At 40.7% G+C, this 18751-nt stretch carries 15 protein-coding genes and 1 pseudogene; all 16 read left to right on the plus strand.

What is annotated here, in order from left to right:
- Window positions 1-279: 279 nt before the first annotated feature.
- A pseudogene (locus HUX74_RS01815) lies at window positions 280-1553 on the plus strand (AAA family ATPase).
- A gap of 148 nt (window positions 1554-1701) precedes the next feature.
- Entirely contained in the window at window positions 1702-3240 is a 1539-nt protein-coding gene (locus HUX74_RS01820; RefSeq protein WP_174646101.1) for a lipopolysaccharide biosynthesis protein, read from the plus strand.
- Window positions 3240-4139 carry an acyltransferase gene (locus HUX74_RS01825; protein ID WP_174646102.1) on the plus strand — a complete coding sequence of 300 codons (900 nt, stop codon included), beginning with the start codon at window positions 3240-3242 and terminating at the stop codon, window positions 4137-4139. The genes HUX74_RS01820 and HUX74_RS01825 overlap by 1 nt, the downstream gene beginning before the upstream one ends.
- A gap of 74 nt (window positions 4140-4213) precedes the next feature.
- Complete coding sequence (locus tag HUX74_RS01830) at window positions 4214-4822, plus strand: acyltransferase (RefSeq protein WP_174646103.1); 609 nt, start codon at window positions 4214-4216, stop codon at window positions 4820-4822.
- A gap of 3 nt (window positions 4823-4825) precedes the next feature.
- Window positions 4826-6697 carry a PIG-L family deacetylase gene (locus tag HUX74_RS01835; protein ID WP_174646104.1) on the plus strand — a complete coding sequence of 624 codons (1872 nt, stop codon included), beginning with the start codon at window positions 4826-4828 and terminating at the stop codon, window positions 6695-6697.
- Window positions 6698-6893: 196 nt separating this feature from the next.
- Window positions 6894-7775 carry a hypothetical protein gene (locus HUX74_RS01840; RefSeq protein WP_051642915.1) on the plus strand — a complete coding sequence of 294 codons (882 nt, stop codon included), beginning with the start codon at window positions 6894-6896 and terminating at the stop codon, window positions 7773-7775.
- Window positions 7776-8073: 298 nt separating this feature from the next.
- Window positions 8074-8922: a hypothetical protein gene (locus tag HUX74_RS01845; protein ID WP_174646105.1), complete on the plus strand. Its 849-nt coding sequence runs from the start codon at window positions 8074-8076 to the stop codon at window positions 8920-8922.
- Complete coding sequence (locus tag HUX74_RS01850; RefSeq protein ID WP_174646106.1) at window positions 8913-9956, plus strand: hypothetical protein; 1044 nt, start codon at window positions 8913-8915, stop codon at window positions 9954-9956. The genes HUX74_RS01845 and HUX74_RS01850 overlap by 10 nt, the downstream gene beginning before the upstream one ends.
- A gap of 4 nt (window positions 9957-9960) precedes the next feature.
- A complete protein-coding gene (locus HUX74_RS01855; RefSeq protein WP_174646107.1) occupies window positions 9961-11115 on the plus strand; it encodes a Coenzyme F420 hydrogenase/dehydrogenase, beta subunit C-terminal domain in 1155 nt (384 codons plus the stop codon).
- Window positions 11115-12218: a polysaccharide pyruvyl transferase family protein gene (locus HUX74_RS01860; RefSeq protein WP_057281826.1), complete on the plus strand. Its 1104-nt coding sequence runs from the start codon at window positions 11115-11117 to the stop codon at window positions 12216-12218. The genes HUX74_RS01855 and HUX74_RS01860 overlap by 1 nt, the downstream gene beginning before the upstream one ends.
- Before the next feature lie 3 nt (window positions 12219-12221).
- Window positions 12222-13241, plus strand: coding sequence for a glycosyltransferase family 2 protein (locus tag HUX74_RS01865; protein WP_051642913.1), 1020 nt, complete (start codon window positions 12222-12224; stop codon window positions 13239-13241).
- Window positions 13242-13281: 40 nt separating this feature from the next.
- Entirely contained in the window at window positions 13282-14484 is a 1203-nt protein-coding gene (locus tag HUX74_RS01870; protein ID WP_174646108.1) for an O-antigen ligase, read from the plus strand.
- Window positions 14481-15479: an acyltransferase gene (locus HUX74_RS01875; RefSeq protein WP_035448107.1), complete on the plus strand. Its 999-nt coding sequence runs from the start codon at window positions 14481-14483 to the stop codon at window positions 15477-15479. Before HUX74_RS01870 ends, HUX74_RS01875 begins: the two co-directional genes overlap by 4 nt.
- Window positions 15476-16447, plus strand: a complete 972-nt coding sequence (locus HUX74_RS20990; RefSeq protein WP_174646109.1) for an acyltransferase family protein — start codon at window positions 15476-15478, stop codon at window positions 16445-16447. Before HUX74_RS01875 ends, HUX74_RS20990 begins: the two co-directional genes overlap by 4 nt.
- A gap of 1 nt (window position 16448) precedes the next feature.
- On the plus strand, window positions 16449-17648 hold the full coding sequence (locus tag HUX74_RS01885) for a glycosyltransferase family 4 protein (RefSeq protein ID WP_057281823.1): 1200 nt from the start codon (window positions 16449-16451) through the stop codon (window positions 17646-17648).
- Window positions 17645-18748: a Coenzyme F420 hydrogenase/dehydrogenase, beta subunit C-terminal domain gene (locus tag HUX74_RS01890; protein WP_081030710.1), complete on the plus strand. Its 1104-nt coding sequence runs from the start codon at window positions 17645-17647 to the stop codon at window positions 18746-18748. Before HUX74_RS01885 ends, HUX74_RS01890 begins: the two co-directional genes overlap by 4 nt.
- Window positions 18749-18751: the final 3 nt, after the last annotated feature.

An 18751-nucleotide genomic window follows, 5' to 3' on the forward strand; every position in this document is an offset into this window, starting at 1 on the left:
GCATTACAGAATCCATACAGGAGTCCTGAAACCTTAACTTCACCCAAAGCGATGACACTTGTGGCACCCTTTTTCCAATACTTTCTATAGGCTGATATTTATCACACACAAACAATACAAGTTTGTGCATATTGATAATTTGCCTCGCGCGCGTAACATGTATTTATGTTTAAGGGGTGACACAGGTGTCAACTTGACTTTGAAACAACGATGTGAAAATTAGGAAAAGCGGAAGGGAATTTGTTTTTTTTGCAAGTAGAACCGTGCAAAAACGATAATATGGAATCGCAGCAACGAATATATCCGATTGGAGTACAGAACTTCGAAAAAATATGCAACGACGGCTAGGTCTACATAGACAAGATGGCCCTTATTCACAAGTTAGTGAACAGCGGCAGTTACTACTTCCTGAGCCGCCCGCGCCGCTTCGGCAAGAGTCTGCTCATATCTACCCTGGGAGCCTACTTCCAAGGCAAGCGAGAGCTTTTCGAAGGACTGGCAATGGAAAAGCTGGAAAAAAACTGGGTGAAACGCCCCGTGCTACACTTGGACCTGAACATTGGAAGATATGACACACCGGACAGCCTGGACAAGATTCTAGACAATGCCCTCTCGCAATGGGAAGCAATCTACAGCACGGGGATAGCGGAAACCACCTTGGCGCTACGCTTCAAAAGTATCCTTGAACACGCTTACAAGCAGACGGGCAAGCGAGTGGCCATCCTCATCGACGAGTACGACAGGCCCTTGCTGCAAGCCATCGGCAACCACTACCTGCAACGCGAATTCCGCAACACGCTGAAACCCTTCTACGGGGTATTAAAAACCATAGACGGCTGCATCAAGTTCGCCCTGCTTACAGGAGTCACGAAATTCGGAAAGGTCAAAATCCACGACAACTTCAAAGAAGAAATCTACGAATTGGCAGCCGCACAGAAAATGACATACCAGGAGGCATACCAAGAACTGAAATCTTGTTACGAGGGCTACCACTTTGTAGAAAACACGGAAGGCATCTACAACCCTTTCAGCCTGCAACACCTTTAAGTACAAAAAGTTCGACAACTACTGGTTCGAAACCGGCATCCCCACCTATCTGGTAGAGCTGCTCAAAAACAACCATTACGACCTGGAGCGCATGGCGCACGAGGAAACTGATGCCGACGTGCTGAACAGCATCTACGGTGACGAAGAGCCCATACCGGTCATCTTCCAGAGCGGTTATCTCACCATCAAGGAATATGACAAAGAATTTGGCTTATACCGCCTCGGATTTCCCAACCGGGAAGTGGAAGAAGGGTTCATCAAGTTCCTGATACCGTTCTATACCCGTTTCTCGAAGATAGAAGTACCCTTCGAGATACAGAAATTGTAAAAACATCTACGTAATGGAGTTCAAGTTGGAAGGCACCGCCGAAGAGGCCATCGCCCAGATAGAAGAAAAGCATTACGCCCGCCCCTTCGAGACGGATTCACGGAAGTTGTTCAAGATTGGAATCAATTTCAGCAATAAGATGAGGAACATAGAGAGGTGGATCGTCAAAAACAACTAAATATTTACACAAAAACAATAATGTTTGCATATTCCAAAATATAATCACCATTTTTGTGAATATCATTATATAAATGTTGCAAACAAAAAAGTCATAATGTAACATTATGCTTTGCGCTATTTGCAAAAGTTCAAAGTATATGCAAAACATGTCGATTCAATCACAAAATAACAAACGATTAGCCAAAAACACATTGATTCTATATGCCCGCATGCTGTTCACTGTAGGCATCAGTTTCTATTCTACCCGTTTGATACTCGCCAATTTGGGAGTATCAGATTATGGTGTCTATAATGTTATAGGAGGCTTTGTGTCCATGTTTTATATGGTGACAGCCACCATGACACAGGCAGTGAGCCGTTTCCTTACATTTGAATTAGGCAGGAATGATCCGAAAAAGTTGCAGCAAACATTCTCCACATCCCTAAATATTCTTCTTCTTCTTGCTCTGTTAGTAGTGCTGTTGAGCGAGACCATAGGCTTATGGTTTGTCAATACAAAGCTGAATATCGAACCAGACCGTATGACTGTTGCAAATTGGATTTATCAGTTCTCCCTTCTCTCTTTTGTTCTTGAGATGATTAGCGTGCCTTATAGTGCTTCGGTTATCTCGCACGAGAAAATGGGAGCATTTGCTTTCGTTACCATAGCCAAGGTCTTTTTGACGTTTGGCATATCCCTATCGCTTGCTGCCAGCCCCATTGACAAACTGGTGTTCTATGGGATTCTTGTACTTGCTGTATCTGTCTCCATTCAATTGATGTACTGGATATATTGTAAGAAGAATTTCCCCGAATGCCAATACTCTACACATATTGACAAAGTCTTGTTCAAAGACATGTTCGTTTTTGCAGGATGGAACTTTCTGACAACCTGCACTTCCATGCTAAGCAGTCAAGGAGTGGGCATCATGCTTAACATGCACTTTGGTACGGCAATCAATGCAGCCCGTGGTATAGCTTCTCAAATCAATGGGACAGTAGGTGCTTTCTCTCGAAATTTCACTACAGCATTAAATCCACAGATAACAAAATCGTATGCAACCGGAGATATAGCATATACAACAAAACTGGTTTGCAGAGGAGCAAAATTCTCATACCTGCTATTTCTCTTCATCGCACTTCCATGCATGTTCGAAGTTGATTTTTTTCTTTCCAAATGGCTGACAGAAGTGCCTACTTACGCTGGTATTTTTGTCCAGTTGACATTTCTCAACACCTTAGTTGAAACACTACTAAACTCAAATGAGACGTTAAACAGAGCTTCCGGAAAAATCCGCAAATTCCAGATTATCATCAGTGTGGCCCAACTGCTAATTCTCATTGCTTCCTACATAGTACTTGAGATAACAGGCAATTCCATTTTGACTGTAGCAGTTACAAATGTCATTTATCTGTTGATTTTCATTCCACGCATTACAGTAAACAAACCCTTTATCGGAATAACATTCGGATATTTTTTCAAACATACGTTAAGAGGAGTCTTGATTGTAACCTGTATCTCAACTCTTGTATGCTTTGCATTCCTATCCGGTATGGAACAAGGTTGGATTCGTTTGTTCGGGACAAGTATCGTATCCACCCTAACAATAGCGATTACTTCATGGTTTTTTGCCTTAACGAAAGGTGAGAGAGAGAAAACAAGCGCTTTTATCAGAAAGAAAATTTACGCCATAAAACAAAACTAATGTTCAGAAACAGAACTACATTAATGTGCCTCTCTATCCTGGGCGTCATTTGCTATCATCTGTGCCTACGTGGCATACACATCGGTCGGTTGAATGTAGGATATGCTGGAACAGATGTCTTCATGTTGCTGAGCGGATATGGCATTGCCAAGTCGCTTGCCCACAATTCCATAAAACAATTCTATATACATAGGCTCCGGCGAATCCTTCCATTGTGGATTATCATGATAAGCTCTGTATGTATAATAAATTTAATATTAGGAGTGGGAAATCTTGGTTTAGATATATTCCTGCTCAATATCACATCACTTTCATTCTATTACAACCCTGACTTGCTGCCCGAATGGTATCTTTCCACCTTGCTCCTATTCTATGCTGTCAGCCCGTTACTAAAAATGCTTTTGGAAAAAGGTAGTTGGGGGTTAGTGATACTCATCAGTTTGGTTGTTGTCTTGGAAGAGGAATTTTTAGGAACCGGAAGATGGCAGTATGATAATGCGGTCGCCCGTTTCCCTCTTTATCTGCTGGGTATGCAGTGTGCCCTCAGTAACAAAGAAGATTTGCCTTATAAGGTCACCATTCCTTTGTTTCTATTAAGTGTTGCTTTCTTTTTTCAAGGACATCACTACCTATTTTCCGCATGTGCTGTGCTCCTCGCCATCCAAATAGCAAATATACTCATTGATAAATGGGGAGTCTTAAAGAACAAACTATTCAATTGGATTGGTACACACACTTTGGATATATATGTTGGCAATACTATAGCAGCGGTAATAGCCGAGCTGATTTTCTCTCCCGAAATGAATGTGTTTGACAAAATTTCCATCGACATAATGATGACTATAGGCCTGTCCCTATTGCTTTGGAAACTTAATTCACAACTACAAGATTTATGGTAAGAAAATATTTTCATTATATCACAGACACTATTACATGTAGATTCAACCGGCAGTTTTCTCTAAAAAAAGCCAATATGAAATGGATAACCTACAATATAGGAGATCCGCAAGACAACAACTGCATCAAAGTTGAAAACAGTACCGTCACTCACACATCTATTAATATTACGGGTAAAAACAACCGCATCATCGTGCGCAACGGGGCAAAGATGTTCTTCGGAGGGATAAAGATTATAGGAAATGACAATGAGGTAGTGTATGATGGTTGTAAAGCTATGATTAATGTATTTATGAAGGGAAATGGATGCAAAATTACAGTCGGAAGAGGTTCTCTGATAGACGAGAGCACAAGTATAGTACTAATGGGACAGGGCAACCGTGTGGAAATCGGTGAAGAGTGTATGTTTGCAGAGAAGGTTGAGATTTGGGCATCAGATACCCACCTTATCACAGACCTGCAAGGCAATCCGTTAAACCCCTCGAAACCGGTCGTCATAGGCAAGCATGTATGGCTCGGCAAAGGGGTAAACGTGATGAAAGGCGTAACAATAGGAGAACATACAACCGTAGGCTTAGGAAGCATCGTAACAAAAGACCTCCCACCTCATTGCATCGCGGCAGGTAGTCCGGCAAAGGTGGTAAGGACCGGAACAGACTGGCATTTAGGACATATTAATATATAAAAAATGATACTACATCTGATACTTTCTTTGATACTAAGCATAGAAACCATCATCATCATTGATTTTGCCATGGTGTTAAAGGGCATACATTTCAAATTAAGCCTATATGGTATATCATTGCTATCACAATTCATACTATTAGCATTTTGTTCGGATACTCCCAACATATTGCTTTTTACATTAGCTGCCACACTGTTCCTTATTCCTTGGGTAATGTATCTTCTGTGGCTTCCATTCGCAAAAACCTCACACGATTTTGAAGATGTTGATAATGGGAAAACAACATGTTATGGCAACAAAAAAGTATTGCTGATAGTACCCCATCAAGACGATGAAATCAATGTGCTGGGCGGTATTTTTGAAGAGTTTATCAAATATGGTAGCACTGTACACATCGTATATGCCATAACAAACGGAACAATACAAGGTTTTAGATATACTGAAGCATTAAATTTGTGCAAACACATTGGCATTCCGGACTCTAATGTCACATTCCTTGGATATGGATTTATACATAGTAAAAAGGCGAACATACCTACCGTAACTAAAGGTACGCAGAATGTTCCTGCATATAAAGAAGGTCAAGCCTTAACAAGAGAAAATATGGTGAACGACCTAAAAGAGATTATATTGCTGCAAAAACCAGATATTATTTTTGGTAGTGATTACGATTACCATGAAGAACATCATCTTGTAACTATTGCCATTGATGAGGCTTTGGGAAAAGTGCTAAAATCAAAGTCAAAGTATCGTCCTATGGTGATGAAGAGCTATGCTTACCGAACTACATGGGAATCTTATCCAGATTATTACAAAAATAATATCCGTTCTACACTTTACAAGAAAGCTACGGTGGAAACCTATCCGTGGGAAGAACGGTTGCGTCTGCCCATAGCAGCACACCTATTGAACAGAAGTCTACTCCGTTCAGATATTTTCCGGCAATATAAAACCTTCAAGTCACAGGGAGCTGCAATGCGAGCTATCAATTTCAATGCCGATAAAGTGGCATGGCAACGACGTTCAGACTCTTTACTACTACAGGCTACCATTCAGGTTTCATCCGGCAAGGGAAGCAAATTGAACGACTTCTTACTCTATGATAAAAGTGAGACCTTTATGTTGAATCGTGACAGCTTCCCCACCGAGGGAGCATGGATACCGGAAGAAACGGATAAAGAAAAGAAAGTTACTTTTACCTTGGCAAATCCATCACGTATTGAATATCTTCTGCTTTATCAGAATACTTGGAACAGCAATGTGGTGGAGAAAGTATCTATCTCATTTAACAATGAGAAACCTACCCAATATTCTTTAAGGACAGACGGTTATCCAACACGCATACATGTAAGAAAAGAAGATGTGGATTTTTTCACCATACGCATTATAAACAGCAGGGGCGCAAATGCCGGCCTCACAGAAGTGGAAGCATTTGAATGTAAAGAAGAGCAACCATTCAGCCTGATTAAATTGATGAATACATCGGAAGATTTCGTTTACGATTATTGGATAAATACATCGGGAGAGGAATCTTTCTTACTTTATGCCAAGGGTGATGCCTTGCCTCTTTCCGCAGCAGATTATTCCATTAGTGTGGACAATCCCAAATGCAAAGCTTTTATTATAGGGGCTGAAATAAAAGTTTACTGTCCTAAAGGTGAACAGACTCGCTTAATAGTAACATCCGTAAACTCACTGTATTCAGACACCGTCATACTTTCCAACCCCAACAAGATGAAACGCCTCCGCTGTGCTATTGGACAAAAAACGGAAGCTATATATTACGGTATTTTCATCGGAGATACACATAGAAAAGCGACTTCTCTCTCCATCTTGTCGATGATAAAGAGTCACCTATGTTTTATTCAAAAATAGGTCAAGATTACACTCTATTAATCTACATTATGCACGTGTCAGTAATATTTTTCATCACACGATTGATAAAAGACAATACATTCATAAACCCAATTTATGACTATTGTGGAGCAATCATTGTGTTTATTATCACACTACTATCATATAGTATCAAAGAAGGAACTTTTCTGTTTACAAAAAGTAAAAAAATCAACGAATGAATAGCTACAAATTATACGCAGTAAACTACGCTGATCCAGCATACGAATTCCGTCGCAAAGTAAATACCGATTCACTCAAAAAATTTGGAAAAGTGGATGAAGTGTTTGAATATGGTTCAGCAAGCATCCCCGAATTCATTGAAGCTCATCCTGATTTGTTTAAATACAAATTCGGAGCAGGCATGCATTCTTGGAAGCCTTATATCATTTTAAAGGCACTTGACAATATCAAAGACGGTGATTGGCTGTTTTATTGTGACTGCGGTGCAGAGATTATAGACGATGTACATAAGTTGACAGACCATGCAATAACAGATGGTGAAGACTTTATGGTGTTCCAACTGCTTTGGGCTACCACACGAGAGTACACAAAAGCGGAAGTCATTAGGTGGCTTTATGTGGAGAATCCCGATTTGCCGCAGGTGTTAAGTGGATTCATCTTTATGAAAAAGAATACCAAAACCGTCGCCTTGATTCAAGAATGGCTTAACTTATGTATAGTGGAAAAGTACATTGCATGTGAACGTTTTGATGAGACAATACCTAATGACCCGATTTTTAAAGTGCATCGTGACGATCAGTCGTTACTTGACATCGTTGTTCGCAAACACGGCATACGCCCCTATCGCGACCCGTCGGACTACGGTCTGCGCAGCTATTTCTGGCAGCCCTTGGGGAAAGACGAGCGGCGGAGCGATTATCCCGTAGTGGTGCTGTCGTTCCGGCGGGCCGATGCAGCAGAATACAAGAAGACATATTTCCAACGCTATCGCCTATGGCAATTATGCTTAGGACATTATGGTATCTACCGCAGGATCAAGAAACTCTTGATAAAAGCCGGAATATTGAGACGCGAACCTTCTGGTTTAGGTATATGACACCAGTACACTGCAACCTACGCTCACTTAACTTGCCGAAGAAGATCGGGTGTATACTACAGATTGTAGAATGGTAGGTTCACATCATACCTTTGTAGCATTTCGGATTAAATTATAAAAGGACATTTAAAATTCAAGGAATTCATGAAACTTAGACTTTTTGGACCAGGTGGTCGTGTATGGCGATTGGCTTTTCGAATAAAGCATACCATTAAATCACTAAAATACAGACAATTATACAGCATATGGGGGGGGGGGTAAAAACAAGAACCTGTATTTCTATGTAATCGGTATTACAATGAAAAACGAAGGCTTCTTCAGTATGGCAAACAAAACAAGAGCACATATAATGTATGCACTTGACAATGGCCTGACACCAGTTGTCAATTGGAGGGATTTCCCGAATCCATACTTGCGCAACGATGGCACAAACCCATGGGAATACTTTTTTGAGCAACCCTGCGGGTATACGCTAAATGACGTGTACGGCTCAAGACATGCTAAATTCAGCACAGATAGTCCTTTCCCTAATCGCAAATATACGATATGGGATGTTTCATCTGCCGACAAAGCCACAAAAGAAAAACTCAAATCCGTCACAACGGAATATATCCGGCCCACAAAAGCATTAAAGGAGTATTTTTTAAAAGGGCTGCCTGATGCTTTTAACGGAAACAACCGCATTGTTGCATGTATATGCCGTGGAACTGACTATTTTGACACACCTTTGATTGGAATTGAAAAACAACCCACTCCACAAATGGCGATCGAGCAAGTAAGATGCATGATGAAGAAACATAACTGCAACATGGTTTATTGCGCTACGGAAGACGAACGCATATACCGGATGTTCGAAAAAGAGTTTGGCGAGAAACTGATACCCAATACCCAGGAAAAATACAGGGACAACCATGGTAAGCTGTTGATGCAAATAAATAGAGAAGAGAAACGTGACATTCTTGAAATCACAAAGCAATATTATCGCTCCATGTATATTGTTTCACAATGTGACTGTCTTGTCGCCGGAGTTGTGAGCGGCACAAACGCCGTGTTGTGTATGCCCAACAAGTTTAAAGACACTTATATCTTTAAACTCGGCTGTGTCACGGAAGAAGATGTAAAAGAATACAGAACATTATGGGATTAACATATATCAAAAGCAGGTTTCTTCATCCGGTAAAAATGAAGTGGTATGACCTCCAGATAGAAATTATCGGAGCATGGAAGTTTTTCTTGAAACGGCAATATAGCGGTGAGCGCAAACTGACGAAGATTCATTACCAATCAACGGACAAAATCTGCGGAAACAAGCGGTCTACCGTCATTTATATGGCCAACGGATACACTTGGCATGGCGGACTGGCTGACAGGTTAAAAGGCATTGTGTCGCTTTACGCCTGGTGTAGCGACCACTCCAAACCGTTCAAGATAAATTTCTGCCATCCGTTCCGGTTGCAGAATTACCTGATACCCAACGAATACGATTGGCAGATTGCCGATGAGGATATTTCGTATAATCCTTGTGAGGTAGCTGTCAAACAATGCCTCATAGCTCCTGTCTTGGCAGTACCTACGGTACAGCCAAGATTACCGGAACTGCTTGGCGAGTGGCTGGATGAGCATTTAGTACAAACAAATGCCCAGTTGCACGTATATACCAATATGCGATATGGCAACAGCCGATTTGCAGAACTATTCGGCAAGTTGTTCAAACCGGCTCCTCGTTTACAGAATTTGATAGATTACCACAAGGAACAGATAGGAGGGAAATATATTTCCATCTCATTTCGTTTTACCACTTTATTGGGAGATTTTACTGATTGTACGGGAGCGGCACTTCCGGTAACCGAGCGTCAGCCACTGATTGAAAAATGCCTGCATGCCATTTCACAAATAGCGAAAACCGCACCTTCGCATGACAGAATCTTGGTAACGGCGGACAGTTCCACTTTTTTAGCGCAAGCTGCCGCTTTGTCTCATGTATATGTGATTCCCGGTAAGGTGGGGCATATTGATTACGATAATGATGATGACGTCAATATGAAGACATTCCTCGACTTTCTGCTTATCGCGGATGCGGAAGCCGTGTATCTGTGTAAAAGCGGCAAGATGTATAAAAGCGCTTTCGCGCAAACTGCCGCCATGGTACACAATAAACCTTTTGAAGTGAAAGAATGCTGAAAAGATGAAGAAACATTTGTGTGCTGTCCCAGAATGTACAGGCTGTTTGGCATGTTTGAATGTTTGTCCCAAACATGCCATTGGTGTGACCGAAGGATTCTTGGGTGAGATTTTACCTGCAATTGACGAAGACAAGTGTGTCGATTGCGAACTTTGTGACAAGATATGTCCATCGTTGAATCCGTTGCCGATGTATCCACCTATGGATTGCTATGCCGCATGGACGAAAAATGAGACGGATTATATGTCTGCTACCAGTGGAGGGATGGCCACCGCCATAAGTAAATCCGTCATCAGTAAAGGTGGTGTTGTATATGGATGCGCAGCCCATGGACTTCAGGTGAAACATATGCGCTGTGCCACTATGGAGGACGTGGAGAAACTGAAAGGCTTCAAATATGTGCAAAGCGAGATGGGAGACCTTTATCAAGCGTTAAAGAAAGATGTTCTTGAAGGTCTGACAGTGCTCTTTATCGGGACTCCCTGCCAAGTAGCCGGCGTAAAAAATTATTTAAGGCAAGAATATGACAACTTGTTGACTGTTGATTTGATATGCCATGGCGTTCCCTCACAGCAAAGTTTGCACGCATCTCTGCGTCATGCCATACGTGATATAGAGCCTACCAAGGTAACTTATTTGTCTTTTCGTAATCATGCAAAAGGAGATTTTTGTTTAGAATGTCGAGGCTTTAAAAAAGATGGCAAGCCTTTCATCTTTGAACGAGGAATAGATTATTCCAATTCCTATTATCCAGCTTTCTTTTTTGGAAATTCTTATCGTAACAGTTGCTATCAATGCCGCTATGCCTATCGGCAGCGCATATCGGATATATCTATCGGCGACTTTTGGGGATTGAAAGATGAAAAAGTACATCGTGAGGCCGATAACGGCATTTCGGTCGTTTTGGTGAATACGGACAAAGGAACGGCATTTTATGCGTTGATGCAAGCAGACGTGCATAGCCATCGGCAACCAGTAGAAGATGCCATCGCGGGCAATGCGCAACTCAACGCGCCCACTCGCCGTACGGGACGAACCCGTTGCTTCAGGTTCTTAGCCCGGTATTGCTCTTTTGAAGCAGCCTTTCGCATCACATGGATGGACAGAATTCTGAAAAGTAAAATGAAGTATTGCATCAAAAAAATAATCAGAAAATAATGAAAGGTACAGTAGGAATAGTGGATTTTCATGCCGCGACCAATTACGGTTCCGCCCTATTGGCTTATGCCTTGCAACGGGTGGTAAGCGATATGGGATATGATTGCAGCATCATCAATTACCAGCCGCAAAAGCAGGTAGATGGCTATCGCTTGCCGATTTTGGTAAGCCGTCATCCGGTGAAACGTTGGATAGAATCACTTTGTTGGCTTCCATACAATAAACAGATGAAGCGAAAGGTGGACAAATTTAAGTCGTTTGCGCACGACTATATGCGCCTGACACCCTATTGTTGCGACCCATCTAAAATCAATGAAGAATGTGGCACTTTCGACTATTATATAGCCGGAGGCGACCAGATTTGGAATACCGGATGCTTTGAGTTTGAATGGTATTATTACCTCGATTTTGTACGGAACGGAAAGAAGATCGCTTATGCTCCCAGCATGGGACCGAACGGACGGAAAACCATACCGGCACATCTTGCCGAGCGTGTGCGAAGAGAAGTGAAAACCTATCAGGCTGTGGCAGTGAGAGACAGTGGAACGGCGGCTTTCTTTGATTCAAATCTGCCCGTGGTTCTCGACCCGACTATGCTGCTTGATGTAGAAGAATGGAATAAACTTGCGGGTGACTCGCCTTTGATCAAAGGCGAGTATGTATTCTATTACGATCCGTTTGACCATGAAGTTGGTAAGAATGCGGCTCGGGAATATGCCGTGGAGCATGGTTACCGTATCGTGTCGAGTAACATCTATATGATTTTCCAAAAAGATACCCGAACATTCGATTACCGTTTGGATGCAGGGCCTTTGGAATTTCTGAATTTTGTGAAATATGCTAAATATTGCATAGGCAGATCGTTCCATCTTTGCGTGTTTTCTTTATTATTCCGAAAGGAATTCCAAATGGCGGACGGTTTAATTGACGCACGTAACCGTGAATTGGCGGAATCCTTATGGGGAGATGTGGAACGTTTGAGCAAAGCAGGTGATAACGATATGATTGTGTCGGCTACCGATTATACGGCAGAGGTTGAGACACGTTTTCGTGATTTGCGTGAATCGTCGTTGTTGTTTTTAAATAAGGCTTTAAATTCATAGTAAATGATGAATACTCCTAAGATTTCCATATTGGTTCCCGTTTATAACGTGGAAAAATATCTCCAACGTTGCGTGGACTCCGTACTTGCGCAGGACTTCACGAATTGGGAAATGATACTTGTTGACGACGGCAGCCCTGACCGTTGTCCGCAGATGTGCGATGCGTTTACGGCAAAGGACACACGGATAAAAGTGATACATCAAGAAAATAGAGGGGCACATGCGGCACGAAAGGCCGGATTTGAACATGCCAAAGGGGAATATTTGGTGTTTTTGGATCCAGATGATTATCTCTTACCTAAAGCCTTAAGTTCATTATATGCCAAAGCTATAGAAAGTAAATACGATATAGTAAAAGGGGCTAACCTGAGAGTGCGGAATAATGGTACATCAAGTATTGAAACACCAATCTTGTCAGGAAAAGAAATCGTTGGGGAGGAGAACTATCTGTTTGCTCTGTTGTCTTATCACATATTGCCTTATTTATGGGGGGGCATTTACAGAAAGACATTATTTTCTGAAGAAATATTCAAGTCTGCGACAAACATATCCATCGGAGAAGACTGGATAACCAACCAGTCCATTTGGCGTGGCGTTAAAAGATACGCAGCTATAGACAATGTTGTATGCGCATACTATATTAATAGCAGTTCAATGATGCAGACACGAGTCCTTTCACATGAGTATCATGAATCTTTCGGAAAAATGATGCTGCAAATTGCAACGGGAGCATCTTCAAAAATCATGCAGACCATTGAACGTAACAGAATAATGGTGCATATAAAATGTTTCTTTACACCGGAAATAGGTTGGGATAACACTTGGTATAACGTCATTTATGAATATGTGAAGAATGACAATAATTTAAAAGCACTACTGCAAAACAATGATAAAAAATTCCTTGAATTCATAAGAAGCAGAACCATCTTCAGACTATACACTTTCGTTTATAGAATATTGTTTCAAGGTATAAAATTACACGGCCGCAAAAGAAGTGTGCTTTATAATTTTTCCACCACATAATAAGCAAAATACAAGAAGTAATCATTCATCATATTGGTAAATGAACAGTTTAAAGCAACTCTACAAAGACATTAAAACAAGCTGGGGGAAAAAGTTCCGTTGGATAACGGCTTTCTTCCTATTGTGGATATATAGGACCATATTTATGCCAGCAGGAGATGGAGGCTTTGCACAAGCCTTGCAAATAATATCCCTTTTCAGTATGTTATTTATTGTATATTCTCATTGGCAAAGGAAAGTTGTGGGAATATTCAGAATATCGAATCCACCGATACGCACATTGCTACTATTATATTTCTATGCGTTGTTGAGTGCCACATGGGCGTTCATGCCTGCATTCTCCGCATTCTTGAGCATACAGAATTTTATACTAATGGCTTTGACTTTTTGGCTGCTAAGCATGCCAAAAACATTTGACGGTGTGGAAAAGAGTTTGGTATATCTCATTATGGCAATGGCCTTTTTCAGTGCTATCGGTGGAAGATACAATGTAGGATGGCCTATCTTCATTCATTTGCTGCAAACGGGTACTTGTTCTGCCATGTGTTTTGCCTATTGCTTTGCAGAATGGATAAAGGAAAAAAAAGACAAGAAACGCCTGAGGTTTTTCAGAATGGTCATGCTGATAAGTTTCGTATTGCTTGTTACGAGTACATCAAGCGGTGCCAATGCATCTTGTGTCGCCGGCATAGGCACAGCCATGCTGTTCAGCGGTCATGCCATGTGGGGAGCTTTAATGGCATGTATTGGCATTTTTGCATTTATCTACCAAGACCAACTTATGGACTTATTGTTGCTCATCATGCCAGGTAAAACAAAAGCAACTATTGAAAGTGCCACTGGGCGCGACCGATTGTGGGAACAGATATTGTATTTTGCAGCCCAAAAACCCATGTTCGGATGGGGCTTTGCTTGTGCCGAACGCGTGGTATCGGTCAAAGGCACCGTGCTTTCACCCGATGCTCATAACAACTACATAGGTTTCTACGGCAGCTTAGGGTATGCGGGTTGCGTACTGGCAGCTCTGCATTTCGTGACCTCGCTTTTTTCATTTTTCAAAAACAGCTTGAAGCGCGGCTACTTGGGACTTATGTGTGCCATGGTGGTGGCTTTGGTCAACGGATATTCCTACGGTTTCCTTTCGGGCAAGGCATGCGTCATCACAATTGCTTACTTTGCCATAATAGTTGCCGGTTATCATTTTAAAAGAGCGCAACGTCTTGAACAATTGATACGAAGATGAATAAAGATTTAAGTGTAAAAATCAGCATTGCGGGTTTTATCTGTACTCTAATGGTAGTATATAGGCATTCACTCAACTACCTTGCATTCTTCCATTCGTGGAGTCCACAAGGATTGAACGGAATAGTGGAAGACTCTTGCATGCGTCTTACTCAAATAGCAGTTCCTTATTTTTTTATGGTATCCGGTTTTTTCTTTTTAGGAAAGAACTATTATGAACCGCAAAGCTATAGACAAATGATCATCAAAAAAATACATACGTTGTTCATTCCATTCGTAATTTGGAATGTAACAGGAGCCTTGTGCTTATTGCCTTTTGACAAAAAAGCCGTTGGCACGGATATATTCTCGGTGATTCAGAATCTGTTCAACAGCCATTGGTACGGTCCGTTGTGGTATGTCAGGGATTTGATGGTTGTGATGATGTTATATCCTATATATGGATGGCTGTTCCGCATAAAATCATCGTTGCCGATATGGATAACTGTGACCGTATTGTTCTATCTATGGAAACCTATAGATTGCTCAGTCTTGTCCTCTGAATGTTTAGTATTTTTTGTATTGGGAGGATTGATAGGCAAACACCCGGAAATGCTATCTGTCAGGATGCGCCTTGCACCAACTCTTGCCATCTCAGCCATCTGGTTTGCAGCCTGCTTTACCGGCTTTATGACTTTCAACGAATGGATACACAAGCTGACAGATATGACAGGCATAGTAGCGTTCTGGCAACTGCTGAACCATATACCGGAAACGTGGCGGCAAAAAATGCTGCATCTTTCGACTTTCTCATTTCTCATCTATGTGATGCATTTCTATCCTATGAAATTATTCAAACAAGGCATCGCACACATCTTCTATGGCAACGATATCATCGCAACGATCACATACATATTACTGCCAATTATGATTTCGTACTTAATAATACTTATAGGACAAGGCTGGATTAAATTGTCCCCAAAAACTTATTCTTTAGCAATAGGAAACAGGATATGAAAGAAACGATATATCTTACTCGCGATGAGAGCAATATAATAAAGGGGATTCTTATCCTGCTAATAGTATTGGGACATAATCACTTTCTTATGGATGGAGAATATGTGAGACTACAAATCCAATTATACAAATTCCACGTAATCGAATTCTTCATATTGCCATTCTTCTATAAAATGAAAGCTGACACGAGTTGGGAGCACCTGAGAGATATCATTGTCAGGAACTGGGTGCCTTATTTATGGATTTTGTCAGCTTGTTACCTTACAAGTTGCATTTATTTCCATAAAATCGGGCTGGAATGGGGACACCTATCAGCCATTCTTTTGGGTACACAGACACATTTGAGCAAATACTACAATTTTGTATTCCCTTGGTTTCTGCCCACCTATTGTTCGTTCTTTATCTTGTACCTTCTGTCGTTGAAACACAAGTGGCTCTATGGGATAATGATAATATTGTCTGTTGTCACATGGGGATGTACTTGGGAAGAATTTTATTGGTTCAAGAATACAATGCCCTTAGGCATCGGACTGGCAATAGGATATTTTGCATACGGCTGGATGGCATCTGCTTTAAACAGCCTATCTGCCTATATGAAATATGCAGGAGCTGTTGTGTTTGTTGTAATAAACATATTACAGTTTATGGATATACGTGTACCTATGGGAAACACCTTGCTTGTACCGACATTCTTTCTGCTTCTATTGGCATTGTTGCCACACCTTCATTTCAAGTGGTTAAAAACAATAGGAGAGAATTCCCTGGGAATATATTTGTTAAATATGTTCATCATAAACATCTTATGTGCGCTCTTACCCAACAACTTGATTACCGGTGTATTTATATTTATTGCATCTGTCTGTTTATCGCTATTTATTTCTAGATGTATCAATAAAAGAATGTTCTTAAAACGAATTCTGTTTCCAAGTAGCATTAAGGATATAAAAAACTGCTTTAACACAAAATAGTATGAAAGTATTATATTGCAACCCGATATTTCTGGATTATAGACTACCCTTTTATAAAAGACTGAACGAATTGTTTGACGGCAATTTCTATGTCATGTATTCCACTGTTCGTTATAAATTAAGACATAATGAACATTTGCTTAAACAAATTCCGGAAGTTTTGGGTAGAAATGCCTTGCCTTTTGAAAATGAAAAACTCTTCAATACTTATGAAATGTCTTTCAAAAAATACAATGGAAGGCAAGGGAAAAGAATACCCATCACAAAAGGATTGATTAGATCCATAAAGAAAATCAAACCGGATGTATTGATAAGCGAAGGATTTTTCCAATGGACTCCCTTAGTGTTGTTATATTCTATTCTAACCCTTACACCTTTATTTATTGGTTACGAACGTACGCCACACACTGAGAGAAATGCAAAGCGGATTATAACTTGGCAGCGCAAATTTTTCAATCTATTCATCAAAGGTTATCTTGTTAATGGAAAAGAAACTCAAAAATACCTTGAAAGCATAGGAATAAAATCTAAAAAAATACACATTGGAGGGATGAGTGCCGATGGTAAAGGGCTTGCGGAAGCCGTAAAAAATTACAACCCTCAAAACGAAGACAATGAATTTATAAAATCATTGTTAAACATAAAGCAAGAGAAAAAAGGGCTGATATATCTGTTTTCCGGTCAGATACATACCCCAAAAGGAGTTCCACATCTTTTGCTGGCATGGGAAACTCATATAAAAAAAAATCCCAAAGACCAGCTTGTACTTATAGGTAAAGGAGAGGAATACGATTATTTGAAAGATAAATATGCAACATATGACAGCATACATTTCCTCGGATTTATTGCCTACCAATATGTATACAAATATTATGCAATTGCAGATGTATTCATTCTGCCGACTTTGCAAGACAACTGGAGCCTTGTCATCCCAGAGGCTATGGCATGTGGGTTGCCTGTTGCAACATCCATTTACAACGGCTGTTATTCTGAGTTGATAAAAGAGGATGTCAATGGCACTATTTTCGATCCACTAAAAAATGATTCTATGCTGAAAGCTTTAGAATACTTTCACCATCACGACTTGAAAGCCATGGGACAGGCATCGATTGAACTTGAAAAACCATTCAATACGGAAAATTGTGCACAACGCGAATACGATGCTATTATTCGTAGTTTAGATAAAAAAACTGGTAAATGAACAATATCAACAATGTACACAATTGTGTTGGATGTCTATCGTGCGTTGACAGATGCCCGAAACATTGCATTCATATATCCAATGATTCTTTGGGACATATACATACGCATGCAGAAGAGACACAGTGCATCAACTGTGGCTTGTGTGTAAAAAGTTGCCCCGCTATACAGAAACCCGATTATAGAAAACCGGATAAGGCGTATGCTTTGTGGAGAAAGGACGATACGCTAAGGCGGCAGAGTTCTTCAGGTGGATTGGCTGCGGTATTGTCCGAACGGATGATAGCAGAAGGAGGTATCGTTTACGGATGCGCTTTCGAGAAACCTTTTTCTATAAAGCATATCCGTTGCTCATCTGCGGATGAATTGGAAAAGCTGAAAAGCTCAAAATATGTACAGAGTAACTTGGCAGGTATCCACTCGCAAATAGCAAATGATTTGAAGAATGGGAAAAAAGTATTATTCATCGGTACACCATGTCAAGTAGCCACAGTGGCTCTGTATACTAAAAAGTTTGGAACCAATCTGTTTACTGTGGACGTAATTTGCCACGGAGTTCCATCCATACAACTGTTCAAATCAAGTTTGCCTACTGATATCGTAGAATGCAACATTGACAAATTAACTTTCCGTGACGACACTGCTTACAGATTAAAAATATATAAGTCTGGAAAAATAATTTATAAAAGAGAATTACATATCGACTTATACATGAAGGGATTTTTTAAAGCTATTTTTTGCAGAGACAGTTGCCACGAATGCAAATATACCCGAAGTGAGAGAGTCAGTGACCTGACCATCGGGGATTTCTGGGGAGTGGACAAATCCCAAATACATACGAATACTGACTACGGATTATCACTTGCGTTAGTCAACTCAGAGAAAGGTCATGCCATGCTCCGGAATATAGTTTCAGAGGTGAACATGGTGGAAAGACCGATGGAGGAAGCCATTGCCGGCAACAAGCAACTGAGATTCCCTATGAAGAAGACATGGCGATCTAAAATATTTAAGACATTGTATCCTATTTGTGGGTTCAAATGCTCAGCTGTTTGTTCTATGCCTGACATTGTTCTCAAGAATATGATTATAAGAAAATAACCT

This window comes from Bacteroides sp. Marseille-P8574, from assembly GCF_902825465.1.
Classification (GTDB): Bacteria; Bacteroidota; Bacteroidia; order Bacteroidales; family Bacteroidaceae; genus Bacteroides; species Bacteroides uniformis.